The sequence below is a fragment of the Aeromonas enteropelogenes genome (genome assembly GCF_020097295.1).
Taxonomy (GTDB): Bacteria; Pseudomonadota; Gammaproteobacteria; order Enterobacterales; family Aeromonadaceae; genus Aeromonas; species Aeromonas enteropelogenes.
This window is the reverse complement of sequence record NZ_CP083625.1, coordinates 961,022-987,751: the sequence shown is the minus strand read 5'-3', so window position 1 is coordinate 987,751 and position 26,730 is coordinate 961,022. Positions and strand designations below refer to the sequence as shown.

Below are 26,730 nucleotides of genomic sequence, written 5' to 3'. Positions count from 1 at the left end.
CCATGATGAAGATCCAGGCCACCCGAGCCGGCGGGATAGCAGAGACCCCCGCGCACCCCAGATTACAGGGGCGGACGGAGGCTGAGCAACCCCTTCATTCTGGCAAGAAATCTTCTTTTCGGGCCCCCGATGTCACCAAGCTGGATCGCTGGGCCCTGATGAGCGTGGCCCAGCAAAGGATCGCCCATGCCCAGGGGGGCGAACAGGCCCTCAGCCGTATCTGGGGCGAGCTCAAGCGGGTCGAGCAGCAGCTGTCACAACGCAGCGTGGCCGGCAGCGATATCGCCAGCCGTCTCAAGCAGATGGAAGCCCAGCTCATCCAGCCCCAGGGGCCGCTGACCGCAGAACTCAAGCCGCGCCTGCTGGCGTCGGCGAACGAAAGCCGGATCAATTACAGTGCCGATCAGCTGGATCTGCTCTCCCCCCGCAATGGCAACGAACGACTGGTCTTCTCCTTTCCCCAGAGTGGCAGTGCGGTGGAAGTGCAACTGCCTGCCGGCGCCAGCCAGAAGGAGGCCGTCGGTCGCCTCGATCAGGCGCTGCGCAAGGAGCATATCCAGGCCCGGCTCAACGAGCTGGGCAAGCTGGAGCTCTCCATCGCCGACAACCAGCGGCGCAAGCTCGATGAACCCGTGCTGATCAGTGGCGAAGGGATCCGCATCCCGGCGGGCAACCCTGTGCCAATCCAGTTCAAGGCTGCCGCGGGTCAGCTGACCCGGCTGGGAGAGGGGATCAGTCAGGGTGAGCTGCGCCAGGAGCGGCAACGGCTGCAACGGATGCTGGCGGAGATCGAACACTCGGTGCGCGATCTCAAGCAGTTTCGCCAGAAGATGGTCAAGCAGCTGGCTCAGGTCAAGGCACGCACCCAGTCGGCCACCCCGGCGGAGCTGGAACAGATCCAGTCGCTGCTGGCCAGCCAGCTCAGGGAAGGGGGCTTTGCCGGCACCATGTCGGGCCTGCTGGCCCAGGCCAATGTTTCCCGCCAGAACGTAGTGGCACTCCTGAGCTGAAGAGACGCTCTTCCGAAACCTCATATCAAGTGGCAGCAAAACCATGATTGACTACTTCCCGCAGCACGCCGAGGTGCTGGCCAGACGCTGGCCGCGCCTGCTGGCCCATCTGCAAGGCTGTGACATCAATGCCGTACCGGCCGAACTCATTGAAGGGTTGAGCTCCACCCTCGTCATCAATGGCATCCAGCTGACCAGCCGTCATGACAGGGTACGCGAGGCCGAAAAAATTGCCGCAGGTGCTCCCGAGGATCTCGGCGAGCTGACCCTGTACGGGACCGGACTCGGAGATCTGCCCAGGGTGTTGCTGCGCCGCAAACGGCTGCGCCAGCTCAACATCAAGGTGATGAACTCCGCCGTCTTTGCGCTGGTGCTGCACCTGACGGATCAGGGGGACTGGCTGGCCGACCCCAGGGTACGGCTGATGCTGCCGGAAGAGAACGAGCTGGTGATGTCCCCCTTCCTGTTCCTGGCCTCCGAGCTGGAGCTGGCCGACGAACAGAGCGCCAAGATCCGGGATCGGGTGTTGATCCAGAGTCGTCGCGAGCTGTTCAACGCCGAATATGCCAGCGACAGGATCGTCAATCGCCTGCACGACAACCTCGAGTTGCTGCGCCAGGATCGGGATGTGGCCAGCCTGTTCAACACCCTGAAGGGACGGGAAGTCTATGTTCTGGCGACCGGCCCCACCCTGGCGGATCATCTGCCCAGGCTCAGGCAAATTAGGGAGCAGGCGAACCGCCCCCTGTTCATCAGCGTGGATACTGCCCTGCGTCCCTTGCTGGAGCACGGGATCCGGCCCGACATAGTGGTCAGCGTGGATATCAACATTCATCAGGGGATCCTGCACCCCGAATGGTCTGACGATATTGCCCTGGTCTACATCCCCATGGTGAGCAAGGCCGTACTCTCCGGCTGGAAGGGGCCGCGTTACGGCGCCTACGAACAGCTGGATAGCTATGCCAAGCTCAACAAGGTCGCTCCACGGGCCACTCTGTTTACCGGTGGCAGCGTGATCCATCCCGCCACCGATCTGGCGGTGAAGATGGGAGCCCGGCAGATCACCCTGTTCGGGGCCGACTTTGCCTATCCGAGAGACAAGAGCCACACCGGCTGGGATGAGGGGCAGCTGGGGGCCCAGTCCCATTACGGTCGTCGTACCGTACCAAACGGTCATGGTGCACCGGTAAAAACCCTGCTGAGCTTCTGTATCTATCTGAACTATATGGAGCTCTACATCAAGATGCAGCCCGGGGTGCGCTTTATGAACAGCAGCCGGGAAGGGGCCCGCATTCTGGGTACCACCTATAACGAGGAGTTCGCCTGATGCTGGATATCGAGAGCTTCAAGTCAGGGGCGGATGCGTTGGCGGGCATGCTGCGGGCCGGTCAGGATGAGGCCGCCTGCTATGAGTGCGGTCGCATGCTGCAACTGCTGATCCCCTTCATGCCCCAGATGTCTGCCGATGTGCAGGGGGAGATGCTGGCCCTCTCCAAGCAGCTACTACAGTGTCAGGAGCGCCATGACTGGTTCGGTCTGTGCGACTATCTGGAGTTTGAACTGCCGGTGCTGCTGGACCGGCTGGCCACCGAGCTGTCATAGGGACGGATTGGCAAAGAAGAGAAAATGTCGGCCCGGTGCCGGCATTTTTATTTGGAAGGCCGTGTGCGGCCGCAGGGTGAAAAAAAACTGGTCCGGATTCTCAATTTTTGGCGGGCCATGGTCGTCCTTACTCTTTGTCAACCAAACAAGCTGCTGCGCAGCCCCACATAGAGGAAATCACCATGGGCTTGTCCATTCATACCAACTTCGCATCCATGACCACCCAGAGCCAGCTGAACAGCACCAACAAGATGCTGGGCACCGCCATGCAGCGTCTGGGTACCGGTCTGCGTATCAACTCCGCCGCCGATGACGCAGCCGGTCTGCAAATCGCCACCCGTCTGCAGGCCCAGTCCAACGGTCAAAAAGTCGGTATGCGCAACGCCCAGGATGCCATCTCCATGATGCAGACCGCCGAAGGCGCCATGGACGAGATGACCAACATCACCCAGCGCATGAAAGATCTGGCTACCCAGGCTGCCAACGGCACCAACAGCACCAAAGACATCGAAGCCATGAACGCCGAGTTCAAAGAGCTGGGCGCAGAGCTGGAAAACATCCGTGACAACACCACCTTCGGTGGCACTGCTCTGCTGAAGAAAGATGGCAAGTTCGAGAAAGAAGCCGTTTCCTTCCAGATCGGTGGCAGCAAGGATGAAGTGCTGAAAATGGACGCTTCCACCAAGGTTCAGAGCGTCAACACCGCCATCAGTACCGCTGCCGCTGCCGACCTGACTGCTGGCACTGCCTCTGCCCAGATCACCGCGATGGAAGGCATGCTGGAGAAGATTGGTGAAGCCCGTTCCACCTTCGGTGCCAACATCAACCGTCTGGACCACACCATCAACAACCTCTCCAACATGAAAGAGAACACCGACATGGCCAACGGTCGCATCATGGATGCCGACTTCGCCCAGGAAACCACCAGCATGACCAAGAACCAGATGCTGATGCAGGCTGGCATGTCCGTGCTGTCCAACTCCAACCAGATGACCGGCATGGTAACTTCCCTGCTGCGTTAATGGTGTGGCGGGCCGCCTGCGGGTGGCCCGTTTTCTTGCCGTGTCTGGGGCAAAGGGGAAACCGGCCTTTTGCCACAGACATGCCATCAAGCTTTCAAGAAGGGTATGAAGAATGCAGATCGATCCCGCCAGCACGGCGATGCAACTGGTCGCCCTTGAGCGGCAGAACATGGACAAGCTGCTGAAAAAGCAGATGGACAGCATCACGGGTCAGCGCAAGGCGCTCACAGCCCTGCACACCAAGCTCTCCAGCTTCCAGACCATGCTCAAGGATCTCAACAAGGCCTCCAACCTGCAGGCCCAGAAGGGGACGGTCTCGCAAGAAGGGTTCATGAAGGTGACCAGCGATGGCACCGCCAGCTCAGGCCAGTACAACCTCTTCGTCGAACAGCTTGCCCAGGCCCATCAGGTCGGCCTCTCCCTGGATAGCGAGAGCGCCCAGCTGCCCGCCACCGGCACCCTCTCGCTGGAGGTGAAGGGCAAGAAGCTGGAGATCGATCTGGCCAGCCTGCCCGCCGGTTCCACCGTCAAGGACCTGGTGTCCGAAATCAATGACGCCAAGGACAATCCCGGGGTCAAGGCCACCCTGGTGCGCTCCGATGGCAAGGTCAACCTGGTATTGACCAGCACCGAAACCGGTACCGAAAACGCCATCGCCATCAACTATTCCGGCGATGCGGGCGACATGCTGGGCACGGCTCTGGCCGGCAAGCGCGACATCACCAAGGCGCAGGATGCCAAGCTGCAGATGGGGGGGGACAACCCGCTGACCATAGTCTCCGCCAGCAACAAGGTGGAGAATGTCATCGACGGCCTGACCCTGGAGCTGACCAAAGCGCAAAAGCCGGGGGAGGCGCCGCTGCAGGTGGTAGTCGCCCAGGACAAGGAGGCGGTCACCGGTTCACTCAAGAAGTTTGTCGACAGTTACAACGAGCTGGTGGACGAGCTGGCCAAGATGACCTCGAGCGACCCCAAATCACCGGGAGCGCTGGCCTCGGACAGCGGCATCCGCAGCCTCAAGAGCATGCTGGGAAACAGCGTGCGGGATCTGCCCAACGGCATGACCCTGGGTTCGCTCGGGATCAAGACCGACCGATACGGCAAACTCTCCTTCAACGAGACCGACTTCAACAAGGCGCTGGAGAAGGATCCTGAGCTGCTGGGCAAGGCTCTGCTGGGGGATGATGGTCTGCTCAAGCGGATGAGCACGGATCTCGACCCTTACGTCAAGCGTGATGGCGTGCTCAAGTCGCGCAACGCCGGTCTGGATGCCAATGAAAAACGGGTCAATGACCGGATGGCTGCGCTGGATCGCAAGATGGAAGCCGCGTATAAACGCTACCTCAACCAGTTCACCACTATGAACCAGATGCTGCAGAGCATGGGGGCGTTCTGACGTCACCACTCTGTCGCAGAACCTTAATCGAGCGAGTCCGAGATGTTTGAACCTCAAGATGGTTATGATGCTTACCAGTTTGCTGCCACCCAGGCCAAGGCGGCCAGCGCTGATCCGCACCAGCTGGTGCTGATGCTGATGGATGGCCTGCTGGACGAGATTGCCAGGGCTGAGGGGCACATTCTGGCCAAGCAGTTTGAGCGCAAGGGACAGGCGATCAGCAAGTGCCTGCAGATCCTGGGAGGGCTCGACAGCGCTCTGGACATGGAGAAGGGGGGTGAGCTGGCCGCCAATCTGCATCGTCTCTATGACTATTGCGGACAGAAGCTGTTCGAGATCAGCGTGTCCAACAATGTGGCCGGTTTTGCCGAAGTGCGCAGCATTCTGGGTGAACTGAAGGACGGATGGGAAGTCATGGCCCGTCAACCCCGTTAAGGCGGAAGTGCAGTTTCCCGCCTGTTCCCCGGATCTTGCGCTCCGCCGCGATGCGGGGCGCAATATCATTCTGGCGTGCTCTTTGCTTAGCTCTGGGCATGTCAGCAAAAGAATCTCATTTGGTACCCATTTATGTCCCTTGATACAGCACGACCCCTGTCCCCTCAGGAACAGGAGCGGTTGTCATTGCAAGTGCTCGGACTGGCGCGTCTGCTGTTGCAGCAGGCGCAGGCAGGGGAATGGGAAGTCCTGAAAGAGACGGATGCCAGGCTGGCACGTTTTGCCAGCCAGATGGCGGACAAGCACCCGCAAAGCTGGGCGGCGATGGCCACCACGAGAGCAGAGGTCAGAACCCTCTATCAGAGTGCCATCACCCTTTGCCAGCACGAGACCGATCGCCTCAAGGGGGCGTGGCAGGCGCTCAATGGTCAGCGCGAGGGGTTGGCAGCCTATGACGAGGTACAACAATGGCAATGATCCCGCTGGCGGGTGGTGAACTCGCACCGACCCGAGAATCATTTGCGAAACACAGACTGAACCAGTCGTCGCAGGAGGGGGATGACTCCTACCTGCAGGCGGATGCCCTGGCGCAGGAAGAGTTGCAGGCGGAGCCGGTGACTGGCTTCGTACAGGCCCCAGTGACCGATGAAGTGCAAGGGGAACAGCTGGAGGGGGCGAGCGAACAGTTGCAGGCATTCAGCCGCATGTTGCCCTCCTTCTTATTGCTGGAAGAGCGTGTCCAGCAGTCGGCAAACGGAGCCGCGTCTCCGATCCCGTCCCAGGGAGCCGTGCCGTCGGCACAGATGGCGGAAGAGGTTGCCCTGACCCTGCCACCGCTCTCGTTTCGTGGCCTGCCGCAGCGCACCCTGCTGGCTGAACAGGGGAGCGTCGTGTTCAGCAATGCCGCTCCCCAGCTCAAGGAGAGTGCCTTGCCCGGTCAGGATGCCTCTGCAGCCCCCGTGGCCGAGCAGGCTCGCGTCGCAGGGGATGGCAAGGGGGCTGTACGGGAAGGAGTACAGGCCAGGCTGATCAGCACCCTGCAACCCATGCTCAATGCCCAGCCCCAGAGCGGCGAGCGGGAGTCGGTGGCGCTTGATCCGAAACTCATGGTGCTGCCGGTTGGCCAGCTGGCGCCGAGCAAGCCTGCCGAATACCAGTGGGCCCCGGTCAAGCTGCCGGACAATCAGGCCCAGTGGGGGCAGCAACTGATGAGCCTGCTTCATGACAAGGTCGAGCTGCAGGTGAACCAGCAGGTCAAGCAGGCGCATATCCGGCTCGATCCTCCCGAACTGGGTCGGCTGGAGTTGACCGTGCGGGTCGAGGGCGATCGCCTCAACGTGCAGCTCAATGCGACCAACCCCGCCGTGCGCGATGCCCTGATCCAGTCGATGGAGCGGCTGCGCATGAGCCTGGCTCCCCACCACTCTGGCGGCGTCGACGTCAATGTCGGGCAAGGGGGGGAGCAGAACCCCAAACAGCGCTGGCAGGGAGACGAGATCCTGGCCGGACGCCAGCAGTGGCGCGATGAGCTGGAGCAGAGCGGCAAGAGCCGTCCCGATTGGTTGAATACCCTGGTGTAACCGTTGCCTTCAGGCAAAGAGAGAGTGGATTGATATGATTCGGCGAGTGATGAAGTGGTTGATGATAGTCGTGCTGGCGATCGTCTTGCTGGCCGCCCTGGCTTATGGTGCTTATCTCAAGCGCGATCTGATCGCCGTCTGGCTGGGGCTGGAAGAGCCCAAACCCGAGTTGAGCGAAAAGCCGCTGTTCAAGCCGCTGGATCGGTTCGTGATAAGCCTGGAGGGGGATTCCCAGTCCCACTACCTGGTGCTGGAGCTGGCGCTGGTGACCCATAATCCCGCCCAGCTGGAGGAGCTGCGTATGCTCAACCCGCTTATCCGCAACGCCATGGTGCAGTACTTCAGTCACCGCTCCAATGACGATGTCCAGAAGGAGCTCAAGGATATCACTGCCTTGCAGACCTCCCTGCTGGGCAAACTGGTCACAACCCTGCAGAGCTATGGCTACAAGCCCTATCTCGACGAGGTGCTGATCACCAAGGTACTGGTGCAGTAACCCCTCATGATCGACTCCGCCTGGGATATGCAGCACGAGTTCGGCACCAGCAGTGCGCCGGCCACGAGCGAACAGACCATCCTCACCCGTTATCTGCCGCTGGTTAAGCGTGCCGCCAGCCACCTGCGCAGTCAGGTGACGGCCGCCTTCGACCAGGAAGACATGGAGCAGGTCGGCATGATGGGGTTGCTGGAGGCCTGGCGTCGCTACGGCAGTGAGCCGGATGCCCAGTTTGAGAGCTATGCGTTCAAACGGATTCGTGGCGCCATGCTGGACGAATTGCGCAGACTTGACTGGCGCCCTCGCCAGCTGCGCCAGCAGGTTCATGGCCACAACCAGATGCAGCGGGAGCTGCACAACCGCCTGGGGCGCGTGCCGACGGAACAGGAGTTGGCACAGGCCCTCGACTGCTCCGTCGACGAGGTGCGCCAGCTGGCTTATGCCAGTCAGGCGGAGGCTCTGCAGAGCCTCGAGGACTGGCTCGAAAACGGTGGCCGGGCTCCGGCCGCCGAGTCGGATGACACGGATCTCGCCATGACCATCAGCAAGGTGCTCAAGTCGCTGGACAAGCGCGAGCAGCTGCTGCTCTCCCTCTACTACCAGCACGAACTGAACATGAAAGAGATTGCGCTGGTGCTCGGGCTCACGGAATCCAGAGTTTGTCAGCTGCACAAGCAATGCGTGCTTCAGCTAAAGCAGAGACTGGTCGACTCCATATAAGTAGTCTCTTTCCCCTGGCGGGTGGGGTTCGTTCAATTGTGCGGGAGCATTCATGCAAAAACAGATCGGCATCGGTGTCACTTTAATATGTGTGCTGGGAGGCTTCATGATGGCCGGGGGCAACCCGATCGCGCTGTGGCAGCCTTCGGAACTCATCATCATTATTGGCGCGGCGGCTGGCTCCATGTTTCTGGGCAACTCCAAGGAGGTGATGCATGAGATGTGGCGGCAGATCAAACAGTGCTTCAAGCCGAACAAGGAAGAGAAAGAGGTCTACCGCGAGCTGCTGACCCTGATGCACCAGTTGCTGGAAGAGACCCGCAGCAAGGGAATGAAGGCCCTCGATGAACACATTGAGAATCCCCAGCAGAGCTCGGTGTTTTTGATGTATCCCCAGGTTTCTGAAGATCCCCAGCTGCTCGGCTTCATCGTCGAAAACCTGCGCCTGCTGGGGATGGGCAAGATCACTCCTCACGAGCTCGATACCTTGCTGGAGCAGGAGATCATGGCCATCGAGGAAGACATGCTCAAGCCGGCCCATGCCCTGCACAAGACCGGCGAGGCATGCCCGGGTTTTGGCATTCTGGCGGCGGTCATGGGGATCATAATCACCATGCAGCAGCTGGACGGTCCGCTCAGCAACATAGGCGTGCACGTGGCTGCCGCACTGGTCGGCACCTTCCTCGGCATCTTCTTCTGTTACTGTCTGCTCGAACCCCTCAGCAACGCCATGGAGGAGATGGTCAAGCGTCGCATCGGCCTGCTGATGTGCATCAAGTCCATTCTGCTGGCCCAGTTGCGCGGCAAGACTCCCCTGCTGGCGGTGGATTCCGGTCGCAAGATCCTGGAGCCTGAGGTCAAGCCCAGCTTCCTTGAGCTGGAAGACTGGGTGACCAACAGGGCGATGTAATGCGCAATCACGAACAGATCATCGTCAAGCGCCAGCAGCGTCGCAACACCGGTCCCAAGAGCGGGGGCGCCTGGAAGGTTGCCTTCGCCGATTTCACCCTGGCCATGATGGCCTTCTTCATGGTGCTCTGGATCCTGGCCGTCTCCAACCAGGAGGAGCGGGAAGTGGTGGCCAGTCGTCTGCGCGACTACAGCATCATGGACAGCGAGGCGAACCCTTTCGATATCAGAAACAGCCCCTACCCGGTCGATCTCGGGGGCAATCCCTCCGTGCTTGACGAAGTCATGCCCAAATACCAGACCGAAGGCCAGCCGATGCCGAGACATATCTCGGGCAACAGGAGCATTTTCTCGGATGAAGGCAAGAACGGCTACGAGAGCCTGCTGGTCGGCAAGATCGAAGGGGAAGCACAGATGAAACAGCTGGCCGGTTTCATCGGCTCGCTGGCGGATGAGGTGCAGGCCAAGAACAACCTTGAACTGCAGCTGGTGCCACAGGGATTGCGGATCCTGATCCGGGACGACGAGCAGCGGGAGATGTACAGCCGCGGCAGCGCGCGTATCACCCCCTTCTTCCGCCACATGCTGCTGGCGCTGGCGCCCGTGTTCCAGCGCATCGAGAACAAGATCATGATTTCGGGCCACACCGACAGCACCCCCTTTGCGGGCGACAACTACAGCAACTGGGAGTTGTCGTCGGATCGCGCCATGATGGCGAGACGGGTACTGCAGGCAGGCGGCATGCCACCCGATCGGGTTGGCCAGGTAAGCGCCATGTCGGATACCATGCTGGAAGATCGGGCGAATCCCCACAGCAGCCAGAATCGCCGTATCGAATTGCTGATCATGACAACCCAGGCGGAAAACAGCCTGAAACAACTGTTCAGTTCCCAAACCCAGGCTGCTGCCCAGCAGGCCAAGGATGCCCTTAACCATGGAAATTCAAGAAACTGATCTGTTGTTTCAAAACAGCAGTGATGATCCCAGACGCAAGCTGCCGCGCTGGTACCTGCACGACGGCACCACGCCGCTGGAGTCACAGAGCTGCGGTATCGCGGCCCGTCTGCTGGTATCGGGCCTGTTGTTTGACCGCAGCATAGGTCGGGCGGTGATCAAGGATCTGGGGCCGGGAGGCGTCGGTTTTCTTGCGCCGGCCCGCTTCGAGTTGCCCGAACAGGTGACCCTGAAGCTGGCTCCCGCCATGACCCTGACCTGCCATATCACTCATCGCCGGGGTATCGGCCGCTACCTGCGTTTCTATGGCGCTCGCTGGAGCGAGCCCGAACAGGTGGATCTGGCTCCCTTGCTCAGCCACTGGCGCCATTGCTTCAGGGCGCTCAGAACAGAGGCCGCGTCTGACCCATCCCCAACGGATCCGGAGAAGGGAGCAGCCTGATCTCGCTGCGGGTCATGTCCAATCCCCGGGCAGCCCGCAGCAACAAGGGATCGTGCAGGCTCTCGAGGGAGACCGCCTTTCTCTCCTGCGGCCGGACTGGTTGTCCGGCGACCATGACTTTCTCTTCCTTGCGATATACCACAGGACAGTTGCCGATGCCGCTGGCCTCTGGCAGTTGCCAGGCCGGGTTCCAGCGCAGTGCCTGGTTCATCGAGATGCCTTTTGCCGAAGCCCACGCCATGAGAGAGCAATTGGCGACTCTCTGGAATACCTGCACATCGGCTCCTGCTTGCCAGGGCGGCAGTTGCAACTGGAAACGTTCGGCCCGGTCGAGCAGATTGGCGAGCGCGACGAACCGCGCCACATATAGCCGGGTTTCGGTCGGCAGGTCCAGTTCCCAGACGTTGCGGCTCTCCGCCCTCATGACCGCTTTCAAGACACGCCCCTCGCCGGCGTTATAGGCTGCCAGCGCCAGCAGCCAGTTTTCACCGAAGAAACGATAGAGCCAGCCCAGATAAGTGAGGGCTGCCTCGGTAGCCAGCGGGAGCGAGTAGCGACCATCGAACTCGCGGGTGATGGGCACGGAAAAACGGGTCGCCGTGTCCGGCATCAACTGCCATGGGCCCGCTGCGCCGGCGGCGGAGACGACATCGAGGCGATAGCTGCTCTCAATCAGGGGAACAAACGCCAGCAAGGGGGGAAGATGGCGGTTTTTGACCTGCTCGGATATCCAGCGGATCACGGGTTGGTTGTCCGCCAGTCGGCGCTGCAAATAGGATTTCTGCTTCAGCAGATATTCGTGCTGCTGGGCAACCAGAGTCGCTCCTTCCCCCTGGATCGGGGCAGGAAAGCCGCTTTGCCAGTGATATTTATCGTAAGCGAGACAAACTGAAGAGAATAAAAATAGTCCCAGGGCCAGATACAATCTTGGGAATGTCATTTTCTGTTGCCGGGGAAATGCAGGCATAATGGAAAAAACATGATATATCTCAACAGTTTTTGATGGGTTTAGTCGCTAGGTCATGTGGAGTCAAGGATGTAAAACATGATAGCACGAGTCAAAAAGTCACCCAAAGCGGGGAAAATAATCCAGAAGTTCCTGCTCTACCTGATCCTCGCCAATTTTGTATTGATGGGGCTGTACATCTGGCATGCCGGTGAACTGACTCTGGGTGTGAATATCCTGCTCACCCTGCTGCTGATTGTGTACAACTTGTTGCTCTGCCAGCTGGTGTGCCTGCGAGCCCGCCGTCTCAGTGATAGTTACATCATTTATCCGGTCGTAGGCGTAAGCATTATTTTGTGTGCAGTCGTATTGTTCCGCTTCATTATTGCGCCATGAGTGGTCGCGACTTCCTTGGCAAAAATTAATCTTCACCGGTTTCCAAATAAATAACTTGTGAAAAATCAACTCATTTAATCGGCACTACGGAAACGCCGCGTCAATATGTTCCCCCTGTCCCATCTCCTTGCTTGAAAAGCCCCCTGCACGTCCTTAAACTTCAGGGTGGGGAAAAGTGGATCAAAGTGGTTTTTAGAGGGGCATCCAGCCACTCATTTACCTTTCAGGGACTTCAATTTGTTGCGTGGCGCTCACGCCATCAGCCTGGACAGCAAAGGGCGATTGGCGATTCCGACCAAATTTCGTGACTGGCTGCGCTCCGAGTGCGACGGCCAGCTGGTCTGCACCATCGATATTGCCCACCCCTGTCTGCTCCTTTATCCCCTGACCGAATGGGAAGAGGTCGAGCGCAAGCTCAGGACCCTTTCCAGCATGCACCCCCAGGAGCGCCGCTTGCAGCGCCTGCTGCTGGGACATGCCACTGAATGCGAGCTGGACGGCAATGGCCGTCTGCTGCTCAGCCAGCCGCTGCGCAACCACGCCGGGCTGGACAAGAAGATCATGCTGGTGGGCCAGCTCAACAAGTTTGAGTTGTGGGATGAAGCCCGCTGGCAACAACAGGTCAATGACGACATCTTGGGACTGCCCGGGGACGATTGGGCAAGCTCGCCACGACTACAGGATTTCTCTTTATAAATGACCCAAGCTGCTGAACACATCACAGTGCTGTTGCACGAAGCCGTCGAAGGTCTGGCCATCAAGCCGGACGGTGTCTACGTCGACGGTACTTTTGGCCGTGGTGGTCATTCCCGTCTGATCCTTCAGCATCTGGGCCCCAATGGCCGGCTGATCGCCATCGACCGTGATCCCCAGGCCATCGCCGAGGCGGCCAAGATCCAGGATCCCCGCTTCGAGATCGTGCATGGCCCCTTCTCCGGCATCACCGGCTATCTGGCCGAGCGTGGCCTGCTGGGCAAGGTCGACGGCTTCCTGCTCGACCTGGGTGTCTCTTCTCCCCAGCTGGATGACGCCGAGCGCGGCTTCAGCTTCATGAAAGATGGCCCCCTCGACATGCGGATGGACCCCACCACGGGCCAGAGCGCTGCCGAGTGGCTGGCCAAGGCCGACGTGGATGACATCGCCTGGGTATTGAAGACCTTCGGTGAGGAGCGCTTTGCCAAGAAGATCGCCCGCGCCATCGTGCACGATCGGGTCACCGAACCCTATGTGCGCACCCGCCAGTTGGCGGAGATGATTGCCCGGGTCAATCCCAGCAAGGAGAAGGGCAAGCACGCCGCAACCCGCAGCTTCCAGGCCATTCGCATCTATATCAACAGCGAGCTGGACGAGATTGAAACTGCGCTGAATGGCGCGCTGGAGGTGCTGGCACCTCATGGCCGCCTGTCGGTGATCAGCTTTCACTCTCTGGAAGATCGGCTGGTCAAGCATTTCATCCGCAAGCACGAGAAAGGCCCGGAGGTGCCGCACGGTATCCCGCTCACCGAGGCGCAGCTGGCGGGTGGCCGCAAGTTGAAGTCGGTTGGCAAGGCGCTCAAGCCTTCCGATCATGAAGTCTCTGAAAACACCCGGTCACGCAGCTCGGTGCTGCGAGTGGCCGAGCGCCTGGCGGATTAAACCATGAGTGAGGTGCGCGTTCATCTGGCCAAGGAGATCGCAAGCGATCTCTGGCGGCACAAGCTGCAGATTTTTCTGTCGGTCGCCGTGCTGGTGACCGCCTTTGCCGTGATCCTGGTGACCAACATGACTCGCGGCCTGACCGCCAAGCAGAACGATCTGATGGCGGAAGAGGATCGCCTCAACATCGAGTGGCGTCACCTCCTGCTGGAGCAGGGCACTTTGGCGGAACATTCCCGGGTGGCGAGTCTGGCCATGGACAAGTTGCAGATGGCTCGCCCGCTGGTGACCACCGAGAAGGTAATAACCCAACCATGAAACGCAAGGCGACAGCCAAATCGGCCAAAGCGAATATCAAGGCGCCCTCCATCTATCCATGGCGCTTTCGCACTCTGGTGGTCTTCATCGGCATTGCGTTTGTCGGCCTGATCCTGCGCCTGGCGTGGATCCAGGTGATCAATCCGGATCGCCTGCGCCAGGAGGGGGACATGCGCTCCCTGCGTACCACCTCCACCCAGGCGGTGCGCGGTATGATCACCGATCGTAACGGCGAACAGCTGGCTGTCTCCGTGCCGGTCGAGGCGGTCTGGGCGGATCCCAAAACGGTGCACGAATCCGGCGCCATCAACAACGAGCGGGCCTGGCTGGCGCTCTCCGCCGTGCTCAAGCTCGACATCAACACTCTCAAGCGGCGCATCGCCAACCCCAACAAGCGTTTCGTCTACCTGCAGCGGCAGGTGACGCCAGCGGTCTCCGAGTACATCAAGGGGCTCAAGCTGGGGGGCGTCTATCTGCGTCCCGAGTCACGCCGTTTCTACCCGACCGGCGAGATCAGTGCCCATCTGGTGGGGGTGACCAACATCGACGGCAGCGGCATCGAGGGGATCGAACGCAGCTATAACGAGTGGCTGACCGCCACCCCGGGCGAGATGCGGGTGCGCAAGGACAGGCAGGGCCGGGTCATCGAGCGGCTGGGGATCGTCAAGGAGGGCAAGAACGCCAACGATCTGCAGCTGAGCATCGATCAGCGGGTGCAGGCGTTGGCCTATCGCGCCCTCAAGCGCGCCACTGACGAGAACAAGGCGACCTCCGGCTCCATGGTGATGCTGGACATCAAGACCGGCGAAGTGCTCGCCATGGTCAACACCCCCTCCTACAACCCCAACAACCGCGGTCAGTACCAGAGCTTCCGGGTGCGCAACCGGGTGGTGACCGATACCTACGAGCCGGGCTCCACCATCAAGCCATTGATCTTGCTGAGTGGATTGCAGGCAGGCGTCACCAGCTGGAAGGATTTCATTCCGGGCGGGCCGCTCTATATCGGGGCCAAGCAAATCCGTGACGTGAGTATCCACAAGGCGACCAACCTGTACGACATCCTGCGTTACTCCTCCAACATCGGCATGTCACGCATCGCCCTGCGGATGCCGGCCCAGGAGATGATCAACACCCTCAGCATGTTCGGCTTCGGCATGGATACCGGCAGCGGCCTGATGGGGGAGAGCAGCGGCATGCTGCCCCAGCGTCGTCGCTGGTCCGATATCGAGCGGGCGACCCTGTCGTTCGGCTATGGTCTGCGGGTCACTCCGCTGCAACTGGCGTCCGCCTATGCCACCCTGGCCAACAAGGGCAAGCGGGTACCCATCTCCATCGTCAAGGTGACCAAGCCGCCCAAGGGTGAGCAGGTCATCGATCACAACAACGCCGCCGCCATGCTGCAGGCGCTGGAATACGTGGTCGACAACGCCATTCCCAAGGCCAAGATCCCGGGTTACCGGGTCGGCGGCAAGAGTGGTACCGCCAAGGTCGCCGTGGCTGGCGGTTATGGCAAGGATTACATGGCCTGGTTTGCCGGGTTTGCCCCGGCCAGCGATCCCCGCTTCGTCATGGTGGTGGTGATCAACGAACCCAAAGGCAAGGCCTACTATGGTGGCGCCGTGGCGACGCCGCCCTTTGCCGAGGCCATGGGAGGGGTGCTGCAGCTCTTCAATATTCGTCCCGATGCAGTACCGCCATCAGTTCCCACCAAACTTGCCCGTACGGAGGCTAACAATGCAGTCCCGCGCACTTGATCTGTTGCTGCGCCCATTCGGAATCGAGGCGCCGGCGCTTCCCCTGACCGACATCCAGCTGGACAGTCGGCGGGTCGGCCCGGGCTCTCTCTTCATCGCCATTCGCGGGCATCAGGTCGACGGCAGACGGTTTATCGAACAAGCGGTGGCTCAGGGAGCGACCGCTGTTGTGTATGAGGAGGACGGTGAATTCGTCGCTCCTGCGACGTCAATCCCCTGCATCGGCATGGTGGATCTGCCTGCCCGTCTCTCCGAGCTGGCGGGCTATTTCTACGATCAGCCGGCGAACAAGCTGCAACTGGTGGGGATCACCGGCACCAACGGCAAGAGCACGACTGCGTTGCTGGTTGCCAACTGGCGCACCCTGCTGGGGGGCAAGGCCGGGGTGATGGGCACCATAGGTAACGGGCTGTTTGGCGAGCTGATTGAGGCGGAAAACACCACAGGCAGCGCCGTCCAGGTGCAGGCCAATCTCGCTGACCTGCAGGCGCAGGGGGCGGATCTGGCAGCGATGGAGGTCTCCAGTCACGGTCTGGTGCAATATCGGGTCGCGGCCCTGCCATTTGCTGCCGCCGTGTTCACCAACCTGAGCCGGGATCACCTGGACTACCACGGCACCATGGAGGCCTATGGCGCCGCCAAGGAGCTGCTGTTGCAACTGGTGGATGAACGTCATGCGGTGATCAACCGGGACGATGAACTGGGTGCCCAATGGCTGGCGAAATACCCGGATGCAGTCGCCTTCAGCGTCCATGGCCCGGTTGAGAACCATCCTGGCCGTCAGTTAACGGCGCAGCAACTCGATTTTCATCAGCAAGGTTTCCGTGCACGGATTAACTCCAGCTGGGGGGATGGTGTATTATCCGCCCCCTTGCTCGGCCGCTTCAACGTCAGCAATGTGCTGGCGGCCATGGGGGTCATGCTGGTGCTGGGCTACGACTTCGACGCCCTGCTGGCCACCGCGTCGCAACTGCAGCCAGTGACTGGCCGCATGGAGTGTTTCGGCGGTGGCGATGCGCCGCTTGCCGTGGTCGATTATGCCCACACCCCGGATGCCCTGGAGAAGGCGTTGCAGGCCCTGCGGGTGCACTGCAAGGGCCAACTCTGGTGTCTGGTGGGCTGTGGTGGCGACCGGGATCGCGGTAAGCGTCCCATGATGGCCGCCGTGGCTGAACAGTTTGCGGATCGGGTGATCCTGACCGACGACAATCCCCGCACCGAGGATCCGGCCCGGATCATGGCCGACATGGTAGCGGGTCTTCGTGATCCCGCGACGGTGCCGGTGGAACACGACAGGGTCAGGGCCATCAACCTGGCACTTGGACAGGCGAGCAAGCAGGACATCATCCTGGTGGCCGGCAAAGGCCACGAGGATTATCAGATTATTGGAACCGACAAGCGGCACTACAGCGACCGGGAAACCGTCGCCGCCGCCTTGCATACATTATTGGAGTCATTCACATGATGACCCTCAGGCTTGCCGACTTGGCGCAGGCGCTCGATGCCCGTCTGATTGGTGAAGATGGTGAGATCACCGCAGTCAGTACCGATACCCGCACTCTGGGTAGCGGAGCCCTGTTTGTCGCCCTGCGTGGCGAGCGTTTCGATGCCCATGATTTTTGTGAGCAGGCCGTTGCCGCCGGGGCATCCGCCCTGCTGGTTGAGCGTGAACTGCCGCTGGCCGTGCCCCAGTTGGTGGTGGCCGACAGCCTCAAGGGGCTGGGGCTACTTGGCAAGCTGGTGCGCGAGCGCATCAATCCGAAAGTGCTGGCCATCACCGGCAGCTGTGGCAAGACCACGGTGAAGGAGATGGCGACCGCCATCCTGCGCCACGAAGGGGAGGTGCTGGCCACCGCCGGCAACTTCAACAACGAGGTGGGGGTACCGCTCACCTTGCTGCGCCTGGAACCGCAACACCAGTTCGCGGTGATGGAGCTGGGCGCCAACCACCCGGGCGAGATCGCCTGGACCACCTCCCTTGCCAGACCCGACGCCGCCCTCATCAACAACGTGGCGGCCGCCCATCTGGAGGGTTTTGGCTCCCTGGAAGGGGTGTTTCACGCCAAGAGCGAGATCTTCGAGGGGCTGGGCGAGGGTGGCACCGCCATCGTCAATGCCGACAACGAGTTCTGGCCCAAGTGGCGCGAGCGCGGCATTACCTGTGCCTTCTCCATCGACGATCAGAGCCAGCCATTCCATGCCCGCGATCTGCTGATCAACGGGCAGGGCTGTGCCGAATTCGTGATGGTGACACCACAGGGTGAAGTGGCACTGACCCTGGCCATTCCGGGCCGCCACAACGTGGCCAATGCCCTGGCGGCGGCGGCGGGTTGCCTGGCGCTGGGTGCATCACTGGCCTCCGTCAAGGCGGGCCTGGAGCAAATGGCGCCGGTCAAGGGGCGTTTCTGCGCCCTGCGCTGGGGTGGCCTCACCCTGGTGGACGATACCTATAACGCCAGCGTGGAGTCCGTGCTGGCGGGCATCGATGCCCTGACCGCCATGGGTGGCTTCAAGGTGCTGGTGTTCGGTGACATGCGGGAACTGGGTGAGGAGTCTGCCGAGCAACATGCCCGGGTCGGCCGTCATGCCCGCGAGTGCGGTCTGGATGCCGTGCTGACAGTAGGGGAACATAGTCGCCATACCGCAGATGCCGCGGCTGGCCGACATTTTGACAATAAGGCGTCGTTGTTCGAAGTGCTTGCGCAAATGATTGATAAAAAGCAGGAAATTTCAATTCTGGTCAAGGGGGCCCGCGGCTCCCGTATGGAAGATATCGTCGAGATGGTCAAAGACCGTCAGGAGTCAGCCTCATGCTAGTCTGGCTGGCGGAACTGCTCACCCCGCACTTCACCTTCTTCAATGTCTTCTCCTACCTGACGTTTCGCGCCATCCTGTCGATCATCACGGGTCTGGGGGTCGCGCTCTGGCTGGGGCCGCGTCTCATCCGCCGCCTGCAGATCCTGAAATTCGGCCAGGTGATCCGCAACGACGGTCCCGAGTCCCACCTCAGCAAGCGTGGCACCCCCACCATGGGCGGTCTGATGATCCTGGCCGCCATCTTCACCTCCGTGCTGCTCTGGTGCCGCCTCGACAACCCCTATGTCTGGCTGGTGCTGTTCGTGCTGGGAGCCTATGGTGCCATCGGCTTTGCCGATGACTACCTCAAGGTGGTGCGCAAGAATACCGACGGTCTGATCGCCCGCTGGAAGTACTTCTGGCAGTCGGCGGTCGCGCTGATCGTGGCTGTCGTCCTCTATACCACGGCGACCCACGATGGCCAGACTCAGCTGGTAGTACCCTTCCTCAAGGATGTGATGCCCCAGCTCGGCCTGATGTTTATCCTGCTGACCTACTTCGTCATCGTCGGCACCTCCAACGCGGTCAACCTGACCGACGGTCTCGACGGCCTGGCCATCATGCCGACCGTGATGGTGGCGGGGGGCTTTGCCCTAATAGCTTGGGCGACCGGTAACGTCAACTTCGCCAGCTATCTGCATATCCCCTATGTGCCCTACACCTCCGAGCTGGTGATCGTCTGTACCGCCATCGTCGGGGCCGGTCTGGGCTTTCTCTGGTTCAACACCTATCCGGCCCAGGTGTTCATGGGAGACGTGGGCTCCCTGGCACTGGGCGGCGCGCTCGGTACCATCGCCGTGCTGGTGCGCCAGGAGTTCCTGCTGGTGATCATGGGCGGGGTCTTCGTGATGGAGACAGTCTCTGTGATCCTGCAGGTCGGTTCCTACAAGCTGCGCGGCGTGCGGATCTTCCGCATGGCGCCGATCCATCACCACTACGAGAAGAAGGGCTGGCCGGAGCCGCGCGTCATCGTGCGCTTCTGGATCATCACCCTCGTGCTGGTGCTGCTGGGTCTTGCCACCCTGAAGGTGAGATAAGGCCATGGTCATCATCATCGGATTGGGTAAAACCGGACTCTCCTGCATCGATTACTTCCTCGGTCGTGGCGTCACGCCGCTGGTGATGGACACCCGCGCCAACCCGCCGGGCAAGGATCAGCTGCCACCCGGGGTGGAGCTGGTCCAGGGGCTCGATGCAGAGCTGCTCAAGCAGGCGCACATGATAGTGGCGAGTCCGGGCATCGCGCTGGCGACTCCCGAGCTGAAAGCCGCTGCCGAGTGCGGCGTGCAGATCATCGGCGACATCGAGCTGTTCGTGCGCGACAGCGAAGTGCCGGTCATCGCCATCACCGGTTCCAACGGCAAGAGCACGGTGACTACCCTGGTGGGCGAGATGATCGCCGAGGCCGGGCTCAAGGTCGGTGTGGGCGGCAATATCGGCATCCCGGCGCTGGAGCTGCTCAAGCAGCCGATGGATCTCTGCGTACTGGAGCTCTCCAGCTTCCAGCTGGAGACCACCTACAGCCTGCGCGCCGCGGCCTCCGTGGTGCTCAACCTCTCCGAAGATCATATGGATCGCTATCAGGGGATGGCCGACTATCGCGCCGCCAAGATGGAGATCCATCAGCACTCCCAACACATTCTGGTCAACCGTGACGATGCCCAGACTCTGCCCGATGTGGGTCAGGTGTGGCAGAGTTTCGGCCTCGACTGCAACGGCTACGGCCGCTGCCTGCTGGATGGCCGTCAGTGGCTCACCCTCCATGGTGAGCCCCTGCTGGCGGTCGACGAGATGAAGATCGTCGGTGCCCACAACCAGGCCAACGCCCTGGCCGCCATGGCCCTGTGCGATGCGGTCGGCATCCCCCGCGATGCCCAGCTCACCGTGCTGCGCCGCTTCGAAGGTTTGCCGCACCGTGCCCGCTTCGTGCGCGAGGTGAACGGGGTACGCTGGATCAACGACTCCAAGGCCACCAACGTGGGGGCGACCCTGGCTGCTGTGGCCGGGGTGCGCGAATCCGTAAAAGGGCGTCTGCTGCTGCTGGCCGGTGGCCAGGGCAAGGGGCAGGATTTCGGCCCCATCCAGGCGCTGCTCGGCAACCAGATCGATCACATGTACTGCTTCGGTCAGGATGCCGAGGTGCTGCTGGCCCTGGGTGAGCAGACCGAGCGGGTGGTGGACCTTGACGCCGCCGTCGCCAAGGCGGCCGCCGATGCCAGGCCCGGTGACTGGGTGCTGCTGGCGCCCGCCTGCGCCAGCCTGGATCAGTTCAAATCCTTCGAAGTGCGTGGCGACCGCTTCACCGAAATGGTGATGGCCCTATGAACGCCCTTCGCGCAGTCGCAGGCCTGTTCCTGCGCTGGTTGTTGCCGGCGCGACCCGCCGGTCTCTACGATCGGCAGCTGGTACTGCTGGCGCTGTCGCTGATGGCGGTCGGGGTGGTGATCGTGGCCTCCGCCTCGATCCCGGAGGGGATTGCCCTGGGCGATGATCCCTTCATGTTCGTCAAGCGTCACGGCATGTTCCTGGTGATGGCGCTCGGTATCTCCTGGTTTGTGTTGCAGGTGCCCATGGCGCGCTGGCAACAGCACAACGGCCCCATGCTGTTGCTGGCCATCCTGTTGCTGGTGCTGGTGCTGCTGGTGGGGCGCAACGTCAACGGGGCGGTGCGCTGGTTACCGCTCGGACCGTTCAACCTGCAGCCTGCCGAATTCGGCAAGCTGGCGCTGTTCGTCTATCTGGCGGGCTACCTGGTGCGTCGCCAGAACGAGGTGCGCGAGGCCTGGCTCGGCTTCTTGAAACCGCTGGCGGTGTTCGGGGTGCTGGCCATCCTGTTGCTGCTGCAGCCGGATCTGGGCTCCACCGTGGTGATGTTTGTCACCTCGTTCGGCATGCTGTTTCTGGCCGGTGCCAAGCTGTGGCAGTTCATGATCCTGATTGGTGGCGGTCTGGGGGGCGTGATCCTGCTGATCATCGTCGAGCCCTACCGGATGCGCCGGGTGACCTCCTTCATGGATCCCTGGGCCGATCCGTTCGGCAGCGGCTACCAGCTGACCCAGTCGCTGATGGCGTTTGGCCGTGGCAGCTGGTTCGGCGAGGGGCTCGGCAACTCCATCCAGAAGATGGAGTACCTGCCGGAGGCCCACACCGACTTCGTGTTTGCGATTCTGGGTGAAGAGCTGGGCTATATCGGCGTGCTGGGCGCCCTGTTCCTCATCTTCGCCCTGGCGGTCAAGGCGCTCAAGCTGGGCCATCGCGCCCTGCAGGCCGACCGCCTCTATGACGGCTATCTGGCCATCGGCATCGGCATCTGGTTCAGCTTCCAGACCTTCGTCAACGTCGGCGCCGCCAGCGGCATGATGCCGACCAAGGGGTTGACCCTGCCGCTGGTCAGTTACGGCGGCTCCAGTCTCATCATCATGACGGTGGCGGTGAGCATGCTGATCCGAATCGATTTTGAATTGCGCCAGGCGACTGCCCAGGCGCGCGTGCGGGAGGTTTAGTGAGCAAGACGCTGTTGGTGATGGCAGGTGGTACCGGGGGCCATGTGTTCCCCGGTCTGGCCGTGGCCGATCGATTGAAAGAGCAGGGCTGGACTATCCACTGGCTCGGTACCGCCGACCGGATGGAGGCCGAGCTGGTGCCCGCCCATGGCTACCCCATCTCCTTCATCGATATTCAGGGGGTGCGTGGCAACGGCATCAAGCGGCTGCTGGTGGCGCCCTATCGCATCATCAAATCCATCCTGCAGGCGCGCCGGGTGCTCAAGACGGTGCGCCCTGACGTGGTGCTCGGCATGGGCGGTTTTGCCTCTGGCCCGGGTGGTGTAGCCGCCTGGCTCGCCGGCATCCCGCTGCTGCTGCACGAGCAGAACGCCGCTGCCGGCATGACCAACAAGCTGCTGGCTCGCATCGCCAGACGCGTCCTGATGGCCTTCCCCGGGGCTTTTGCGCCGAGCCATCGCACTGCCGTTGTTGGCAATCCGGTGCGTCCCGAAGTGGTGGCGCTGCCGGATCCCGAACTGCGCAGTGACAGCGAACCGCTGCACCTGCTGGTGGTCGGCGGCAGCCTGGGTGCCCGGGTGCTGAACGAGCAAGTGCCTGCCGCGGTGGCGGCTGCCGGTATCCCCATTGCTGTGCGCCATCAATGTGGCAAGGGCAATGGCGAGGCAGTGAGCGCGGCCTACGCTAACGAGGGCCTGACCGCCGACGTGAGTGAATTTATCAAGGACATGGCGGGTGCCTATGCCTGGGCCGACCTGGTGGTCTGCCGGGCGGGGGCCCTGACCGTCTCCGAAGTGGCCGCTGCCGGTGTAGCTGCCATTTTCGTGCCGCTGCCCCATGCGGTGGACGATCACCAGACCCGCAACGCCCTGACCCTGGTCGACGGCGGTGCGGCTGAATTCCTGCCCCAGTCCGAGCTGACCACGGCCTCGCTGGCTGCGCGCCTCTCCTGGCTGGCCGGGCGCAGGGAAACCCTGTTTAACATGGCCCAGGCCGCCCGTCGCGTCGCCATTACCGATGCGGCAGAGCGGGTTGCGGATGAATGCAAACGACTCGCCACCAAACAGGGCGAGCACGCGTGATGAACAAGATTGCACGGACCGAGTCGTGCCGTGCGATCCCCGAATATAGCGATGCCGCCGGGCGGGTTGCCGGTGAATGCAAGTGGCTTGCGGCAGAATAAAGAGACGATTATGACCAAGGTTGAACTGGCAAAACTGCGTACCGTTATCCCCGAAATGCGCCGCGTGCGTCGCATCCACTTCATCGGCATCGGTGGTGCCGGCATGGGGGGGATTGCCGAGGTGCTGGCCAATGAGGGCTATCAGGTCACGGGTTCCGACCTGGCACGCAATGCAGTGACCGAGCGACTGGCGTCGCTGGGTGCCCACATCTTCGTCGGCCACAGCGCCGAGCATGTCGACGGAGCGAGCGTGGTGGTGGTCTCCACCGCCATCAAGCAGGACAACCCCGAGCTGCTGGCGGCCCGCGAGCTGCGCATCCCCATAGTGCGCCGTGCCGAGATGCTGGCCGAGCTGATGCGTTTCCGTCATGGCATCGCCATTGCCGGTACCCACGGCAAGACCACCACCACCAGCCTGGTGGCGAGCATTTATGCCGAGGCGGACCGGGATCCGACCTTCGTCATCGGCGGCCTGCTCAACAGCGCCGGTACCAATGCACGCCTGGGCAGCAGCCGTTACCTGATCGCCGAAGCGGACGAGAGCGACGCCTCCTTCCTGCATCTGCAACCCATGGTATCCATCGTGACCAACATCGAAGCGGATCACATGGACACCTACGGCGGCGACTTCGCCAAGCTGAAGGCCACCTTCATCGAGTTTCTCCACAACCTGCCTTTCTACGGACTGGCAGTGGTTTGCATCGATGATCCGGTGATCCGCGGCCTGCTGCCGGAGATTGCCCGTCCGACCCTGACCTATGGTCTGTCGGATGACGCCGACGTCCAGGTGCTGGATTTTGTCCAGACAACCAATCACAGCTGCTTCCGGGTACGCCGCAAAGAGGCGGGCGAGCTGCAAGTCACCCTCAATCTGCCGGGGATCCACAACGCCCTGAACGCGGCGGCGGCGATAGCTGTCGCGACCGAGGACGGGGTGAGCGACGAGGCCATCATCCGGGCGCTGGCCAAGTTCGAGGGGGTGGGCCGCCGCTTCCAGCAATATGGCGAGTTCGAGACCGGTCGTGGCAAGGCCATGCTGGTGGACGATTACGGTCACCATCCGAGCGAAGTGAAGGTGACCATCAACGCGGCTCGTGCCGGCTGGCCCGAGAAGCGACTGGTGATGGTGTTCCAGCCACATCGCTATACCCGCACCCGCGATCTCTACGAAGACTTTGCCGATGTGCTCTCCAAGGTCGATGTGCTGGTGATGCTGGAGGTTTATGCTGCCGGTGAGGAGCCGATCCCCGGCGCCGATGGCCGAGCCCTGTGTCGCTCCATCCGCTCTCGTGGCAACCTGGAACCCATCTTTGTGGCCACGCCGGATGACGTGCCGGCGGTGCTGGCCGACCTGGTTGGCGAGGGGGATCTGGTGCTGACCCAGGGGGCCGGCAACGTCGGTGCCCTGGCACGTCGTCTCGGTGAGATGAAATTGAGCATAGAGAGCATGAAATCTGGTGCTTGAGGGCCCAATGAGTATTTTGACCGCCAAGCCGGGGCCTATATAATGGCGAACCGGTCTGCCAAAAGGCCGGTTTAGCGCGTTACACGGGGATCGATCGGGTGGAGTCAAGGGCACAGGGGCGCACCAAGGGTGGCTTCATCGCAGGAGTGGCGTTTTTCCTGCTGGTGATATGGGGCTGCTACCGGACGGCGCTGGATGTTAAAGGTTGGCTGACTGACGCCAATCGGTTGCCCATGAGCGAGTTGTTGCTGCAGGGGCAACATCAGTATTTGCAGACAGAGGAGTTGCGGCAGGCCGTGCTGGATGGCGCCGAGTCGCGCAACTTCTTCGAGCTGGATGTGAACGAATTGCAGGGGCGGTTGAATGCCCTGCCGTGGGTGGCCTCGGTGTCGGTCCGCAAGAAGTGGCCGAACAAGATCAAGGTCTACCTCACCGAACAGGATGTGGCGGCGCGCTGGAATGGCAACCGCTTCGTCAATACCCAGGGCAAGGTGTTCAGTGCTCCGGATCGGGTCAAGGTAGCGCTGATGCAGCTGTCAGGACCGGATGACCAGGCGGCTCGGGTATTGAAAGAGAGCCGGCAGTACGAGTCGCAACTGGCTGCCAAAGGATACAAGTTGCTGGGAGTGAATCTGACTCCCCGCCATGCCTGGGAACTGACCCTGGATGGCAATATCAAGCTGTTCCTCGGACGCAACGACATCGCGCTCCGGTTGCAGCGGTTTATCGATGCCTTCCCGGTGATCGAACCCCGTTCGCAGGTTGCGTACGTGGATCTTCGATACGACACCGGAATGGCGGTTGGCTGGAAGAAGAGCGAAGAGAAAGTGCATGACCAACACCGCAGATAGGAATTTGATTGTCGGACTGGATATCGGCACTACCAAGGTGGCGGTTCTGGTCGGGGAAGTATTGCCGGACGGCGAACTGAACGTCATCGGCATGGGCAGTCACGCATCCCGCGGCATGGAGAAGGGCGGGGTCAACGATCTCGACTCCGTGGTCAAGTCTCTGCGTCGTGCCGTGGAAGAGGCCGAAATGATGGCCGACTGCCAGATCAGCTCGGTTTACCTCGGTCTGTCCGGCAAGCATATCGATTGTCGCAACGAGACCGGCATGGTGCCCATCTCCGACGAGGAGGTGACCCAGGAGGATGTGGACAACGTGATCCATACCGCCAAGTCGGTGCGCCTGTCTGATGAGCTACGGGTGCTGCACGTGCTGCCCCAGGAGTTCGCCATCGATTACCAGGAAGGGATCAAGAACCCGGTCGGCCTCTCCGGCGTGCGGATGGCGGCCAAGGTCCATCTGGTGACCTGCCACAACGACATGGCTCGCAACATCGAAAAATGCGTGGAGAAGGTAGGTCTGCGGGTAGATCAGCTGATCTTCTCCGCCCTGGCCTCCAGCTATGCGGTGCTGACCGAAGACGAGAAGGAGCTTGGTGTCTGCGTGGTGGACATCGGCGGTGGCACCATGGACATGTCGCTGTTTACCGGCGGTGCCCTGCGTCACACCAAGGTGATCCCGTATGCCGGCAGCACTGTCACCAGCGATATCGCTTACGCCTTCGGCACACCGCCGCTGGACGCCGAGGCGATCAAGGTGCGCTACGGCTGCGCCCTCGGCCGACTGGTCAGCAAGGAAGACAATATTGAAGTACCCAGTGTCGGCGGCCGTCCGGCGCGCAGCCTGCAGCGGCAGACACTGGCTGAAGTGATCGAACCCCGTTACACCGAGTTGCTCTCCATGGTGAATGACGAGCTGGTGCGGGTACAAAGCGAATTGAAAGCGCAAGGGGTCAAGCATCAACTGGCTGCCGGTGTGGTTCTGACCGGTGGTGCGGCCCAGATCGAAGGCGTGGTGGAGTGCGCAGAGCAGATCTTCCAGTGCCAGGTCCGGGTGGGTGAGCCCATGAATATACGTGGTTTGAGCGATTACGTGCAGGCGCCTGTCTACTCGACTGCGGTCGGGTTGTTGCAGTACGGCCGTACTCATCAGGCGACAGGTAGCAACAAAGAATATGCCGCCAAGGCAAGTGTCGGTGGTCTGGTCAAACGGGTCAGCAACTGGCTGCGTGGCGAGTTCTAAGAATTTTGCTGAAGTCA

General features: G+C 61.4%; 28 protein-coding genes. 27 read left to right on the top strand and 1 reads right to left on the bottom strand.

What is annotated here, in order from left to right; translation table 11 throughout:
- Positions 1 to 2 precede the first annotated feature (2 nt).
- The 13 genes from LA321_RS04550 (at position 3) to LA321_RS04490 (ending at position 10,566) form a co-directional block, all read left to right on the top strand.
- Positions 3 to 1,010, top strand: a complete 1,008-nt coding sequence (locus tag LA321_RS04550; RefSeq protein ID WP_224212245.1) for a hypothetical protein — start codon at positions 3 to 5, stop codon at positions 1,008 to 1,010.
- 43 nt (positions 1,011 to 1,053) lie between these two features.
- Complete coding sequence (locus LA321_RS04545; RefSeq protein ID WP_042070849.1) at positions 1,054 to 2,337, top strand: motility associated factor glycosyltransferase family protein; 1,284 nt, start codon at positions 1,054 to 1,056, stop codon at positions 2,335 to 2,337.
- The gene (locus tag LA321_RS04540; RefSeq protein WP_042070847.1) at positions 2,337 to 2,612 is read left to right on the top strand and encodes a hypothetical protein; all 276 of its coding nucleotides are present in this window, start codon (positions 2,337 to 2,339) and stop codon (positions 2,610 to 2,612) included. Before LA321_RS04545 ends, LA321_RS04540 begins: the two co-directional genes overlap by 1 nt.
- Positions 2,613 to 2,794: 182 nt before the next feature.
- Positions 2,795 to 3,634: a lateral flagellin LafA gene (gene lafA, locus LA321_RS04535; RefSeq protein WP_026456509.1), complete on the top strand. Its 840-nt coding sequence runs from the start codon at positions 2,795 to 2,797 to the stop codon at positions 3,632 to 3,634.
- A 112-nt stretch (positions 3,635 to 3,746) separates the two neighbouring features.
- A complete protein-coding gene (lafB, locus tag LA321_RS04530; protein WP_026456510.1) occupies positions 3,747 to 5,030 on the top strand; it encodes a lateral flagellar capping protein LafB in 1,284 nt (427 codons plus the stop codon).
- Between the two features lie 42 nt (positions 5,031 to 5,072).
- Complete coding sequence (gene lafC / locus LA321_RS04525; RefSeq protein ID WP_042025072.1) at positions 5,073 to 5,465, top strand: lateral flagellar export chaperone LafC; 393 nt, start codon at positions 5,073 to 5,075, stop codon at positions 5,463 to 5,465.
- 180 nt (positions 5,466 to 5,645) lie between these two features.
- On the top strand, positions 5,646 to 5,942 hold the full coding sequence (locus LA321_RS04520; RefSeq protein ID WP_156140985.1) for a LafX: 297 nt from the start codon (positions 5,646 to 5,648) through the stop codon (positions 5,940 to 5,942).
- Complete coding sequence (locus LA321_RS04515) at positions 5,933 to 7,045, top strand: flagellar hook-length control protein FliK (protein WP_042070843.1); 1,113 nt, start codon at positions 5,933 to 5,935, stop codon at positions 7,043 to 7,045. The genes LA321_RS04520 and LA321_RS04515 overlap by 10 nt, the downstream gene beginning before the upstream one ends.
- A gap of 49 nt (positions 7,046 to 7,094) precedes the next feature.
- Entirely contained in the window at positions 7,095 to 7,541 is a 447-nt protein-coding gene (lafF, locus tag LA321_RS04510; RefSeq protein WP_269469380.1) for a lateral flagellar basal body-associated protein LafF, read from the top strand.
- Positions 7,542 to 7,568: 27 nt separating this feature from the next.
- The gene (lafS, locus tag LA321_RS04505) at positions 7,569 to 8,261 is read left to right on the top strand and encodes a lateral flagellar system RNA polymerase sigma factor LafS (protein WP_407929451.1); all 693 of its coding nucleotides are present in this window, start codon (positions 7,569 to 7,571) and stop codon (positions 8,259 to 8,261) included.
- A gap of 52 nt (positions 8,262 to 8,313) precedes the next feature.
- A complete protein-coding gene (lafT, locus tag LA321_RS04500; protein WP_026456514.1) occupies positions 8,314 to 9,171 on the top strand; it encodes a lateral flagellar motor stator protein LafT in 858 nt (285 codons plus the stop codon).
- A complete protein-coding gene (gene lafU / locus LA321_RS04495; RefSeq protein WP_026456515.1) occupies positions 9,171 to 10,124 on the top strand; it encodes a lateral flagellar motor protein LafU in 954 nt (317 codons plus the stop codon). Before lafT ends, lafU begins: the two co-directional genes overlap by 1 nt.
- On the top strand, positions 10,105 to 10,566 hold the full coding sequence (locus LA321_RS04490) for a PilZ domain-containing protein (RefSeq protein WP_026456516.1): 462 nt from the start codon (positions 10,105 to 10,107) through the stop codon (positions 10,564 to 10,566). The genes lafU and LA321_RS04490 overlap by 20 nt, the downstream gene beginning before the upstream one ends.
- Here LA321_RS04490 and LA321_RS04485 read toward each other — a convergent pair.
- Positions 10,508 to 11,506, bottom strand: a complete 999-nt coding sequence (locus LA321_RS04485; protein WP_201941460.1) for a lytic transglycosylase domain-containing protein — start codon at positions 11,504 to 11,506, stop codon at positions 10,508 to 10,510. The two genes, LA321_RS04490 and LA321_RS04485, sit on opposite strands and share 59 nt — an antisense overlap.
- Positions 11,507 to 11,611: 105 nt before the next feature.
- On the opposite strand from LA321_RS04485, the gene LA321_RS04480 reads away from it, so the two are divergent.
- The 14 genes from LA321_RS04480 to ftsA all read left to right on the top strand — a co-directional run bounded on the left by LA321_RS04480 (position 11,612) and on the right by ftsA (position 26,713).
- Entirely contained in the window at positions 11,612 to 11,908 is a 297-nt protein-coding gene (locus tag LA321_RS04480) for a hypothetical protein (protein WP_042070837.1), read from the top strand.
- Between the two features lie 237 nt (positions 11,909 to 12,145).
- Positions 12,146 to 12,604, top strand: a complete 459-nt coding sequence (gene mraZ, locus LA321_RS04475) for a division/cell wall cluster transcriptional repressor MraZ (RefSeq protein WP_042070834.1) — start codon at positions 12,146 to 12,148, stop codon at positions 12,602 to 12,604.
- The gene (gene rsmH / locus LA321_RS04470; protein WP_042070833.1) at positions 12,605 to 13,543 is read left to right on the top strand and encodes a 16S rRNA (cytosine(1402)-N(4))-methyltransferase RsmH; all 939 of its coding nucleotides are present in this window, start codon (positions 12,605 to 12,607) and stop codon (positions 13,541 to 13,543) included.
- A gap of 3 nt (positions 13,544 to 13,546) precedes the next feature.
- A complete protein-coding gene (gene ftsL, locus LA321_RS04465) occupies positions 13,547 to 13,861 on the top strand; it encodes a cell division protein FtsL (protein WP_026458062.1) in 315 nt (104 codons plus the stop codon).
- A complete protein-coding gene (locus LA321_RS04460) occupies positions 13,858 to 15,615 on the top strand; it encodes a penicillin-binding transpeptidase domain-containing protein (protein ID WP_042025075.1) in 1,758 nt (585 codons plus the stop codon). Before ftsL ends, LA321_RS04460 begins: the two co-directional genes overlap by 4 nt.
- Positions 15,596 to 17,080, top strand: coding sequence for a UDP-N-acetylmuramoyl-L-alanyl-D-glutamate--2,6-diaminopimelate ligase (gene murE, locus LA321_RS04455; RefSeq protein WP_042070831.1), 1,485 nt, complete (start codon positions 15,596 to 15,598; stop codon positions 17,078 to 17,080). The genes LA321_RS04460 and murE overlap by 20 nt, the downstream gene beginning before the upstream one ends.
- On the top strand, positions 17,077 to 18,432 hold the full coding sequence (locus tag LA321_RS04450; RefSeq protein ID WP_042070829.1) for a UDP-N-acetylmuramoyl-tripeptide--D-alanyl-D-alanine ligase: 1,356 nt from the start codon (positions 17,077 to 17,079) through the stop codon (positions 18,430 to 18,432). The genes murE and LA321_RS04450 overlap by 4 nt, the downstream gene beginning before the upstream one ends.
- Positions 18,426 to 19,508, top strand: a complete 1,083-nt coding sequence (mraY, locus tag LA321_RS04445; RefSeq protein ID WP_026456764.1) for a phospho-N-acetylmuramoyl-pentapeptide-transferase — start codon at positions 18,426 to 18,428, stop codon at positions 19,506 to 19,508. Before LA321_RS04450 ends, mraY begins: the two co-directional genes overlap by 7 nt.
- A 4-nt stretch (positions 19,509 to 19,512) precedes the next feature.
- Positions 19,513 to 20,796 (top strand): UDP-N-acetylmuramoyl-L-alanine--D-glutamate ligase, encoded by a 1,284-nt coding sequence (gene murD / locus LA321_RS04440; protein ID WP_042070827.1) that lies wholly within the window; start codon positions 19,513 to 19,515, stop codon positions 20,794 to 20,796.
- The gene (ftsW, locus tag LA321_RS04435; RefSeq protein ID WP_042070824.1) at positions 20,793 to 21,974 is read left to right on the top strand and encodes a cell division protein FtsW; all 1,182 of its coding nucleotides are present in this window, start codon (positions 20,793 to 20,795) and stop codon (positions 21,972 to 21,974) included. The genes murD and ftsW overlap by 4 nt, the downstream gene beginning before the upstream one ends.
- The gene (gene murG, locus LA321_RS04430) at positions 21,974 to 23,056 is read left to right on the top strand and encodes an undecaprenyldiphospho-muramoylpentapeptide beta-N-acetylglucosaminyltransferase (RefSeq protein WP_042070822.1); all 1,083 of its coding nucleotides are present in this window, start codon (positions 21,974 to 21,976) and stop codon (positions 23,054 to 23,056) included. Before ftsW ends, murG begins: the two co-directional genes overlap by 1 nt.
- Before the next feature lie 111 nt (positions 23,057 to 23,167).
- On the top strand, positions 23,168 to 24,622 hold the full coding sequence (murC, locus tag LA321_RS04425) for a UDP-N-acetylmuramate--L-alanine ligase (protein WP_042070820.1): 1,455 nt from the start codon (positions 23,168 to 23,170) through the stop codon (positions 24,620 to 24,622).
- Positions 24,623 to 24,720: 98 nt separating this feature from the next.
- The gene (locus LA321_RS04420; RefSeq protein WP_026456698.1) at positions 24,721 to 25,473 is read left to right on the top strand and encodes a cell division protein FtsQ/DivIB; all 753 of its coding nucleotides are present in this window, start codon (positions 24,721 to 24,723) and stop codon (positions 25,471 to 25,473) included.
- Complete coding sequence (gene ftsA, locus LA321_RS04415; protein ID WP_026456699.1) at positions 25,454 to 26,713, top strand: cell division protein FtsA; 1,260 nt, start codon at positions 25,454 to 25,456, stop codon at positions 26,711 to 26,713. The genes LA321_RS04420 and ftsA overlap by 20 nt, the downstream gene beginning before the upstream one ends.
- The last annotated feature ends 17 nt before the right edge of the window (positions 26,714 to 26,730 follow it).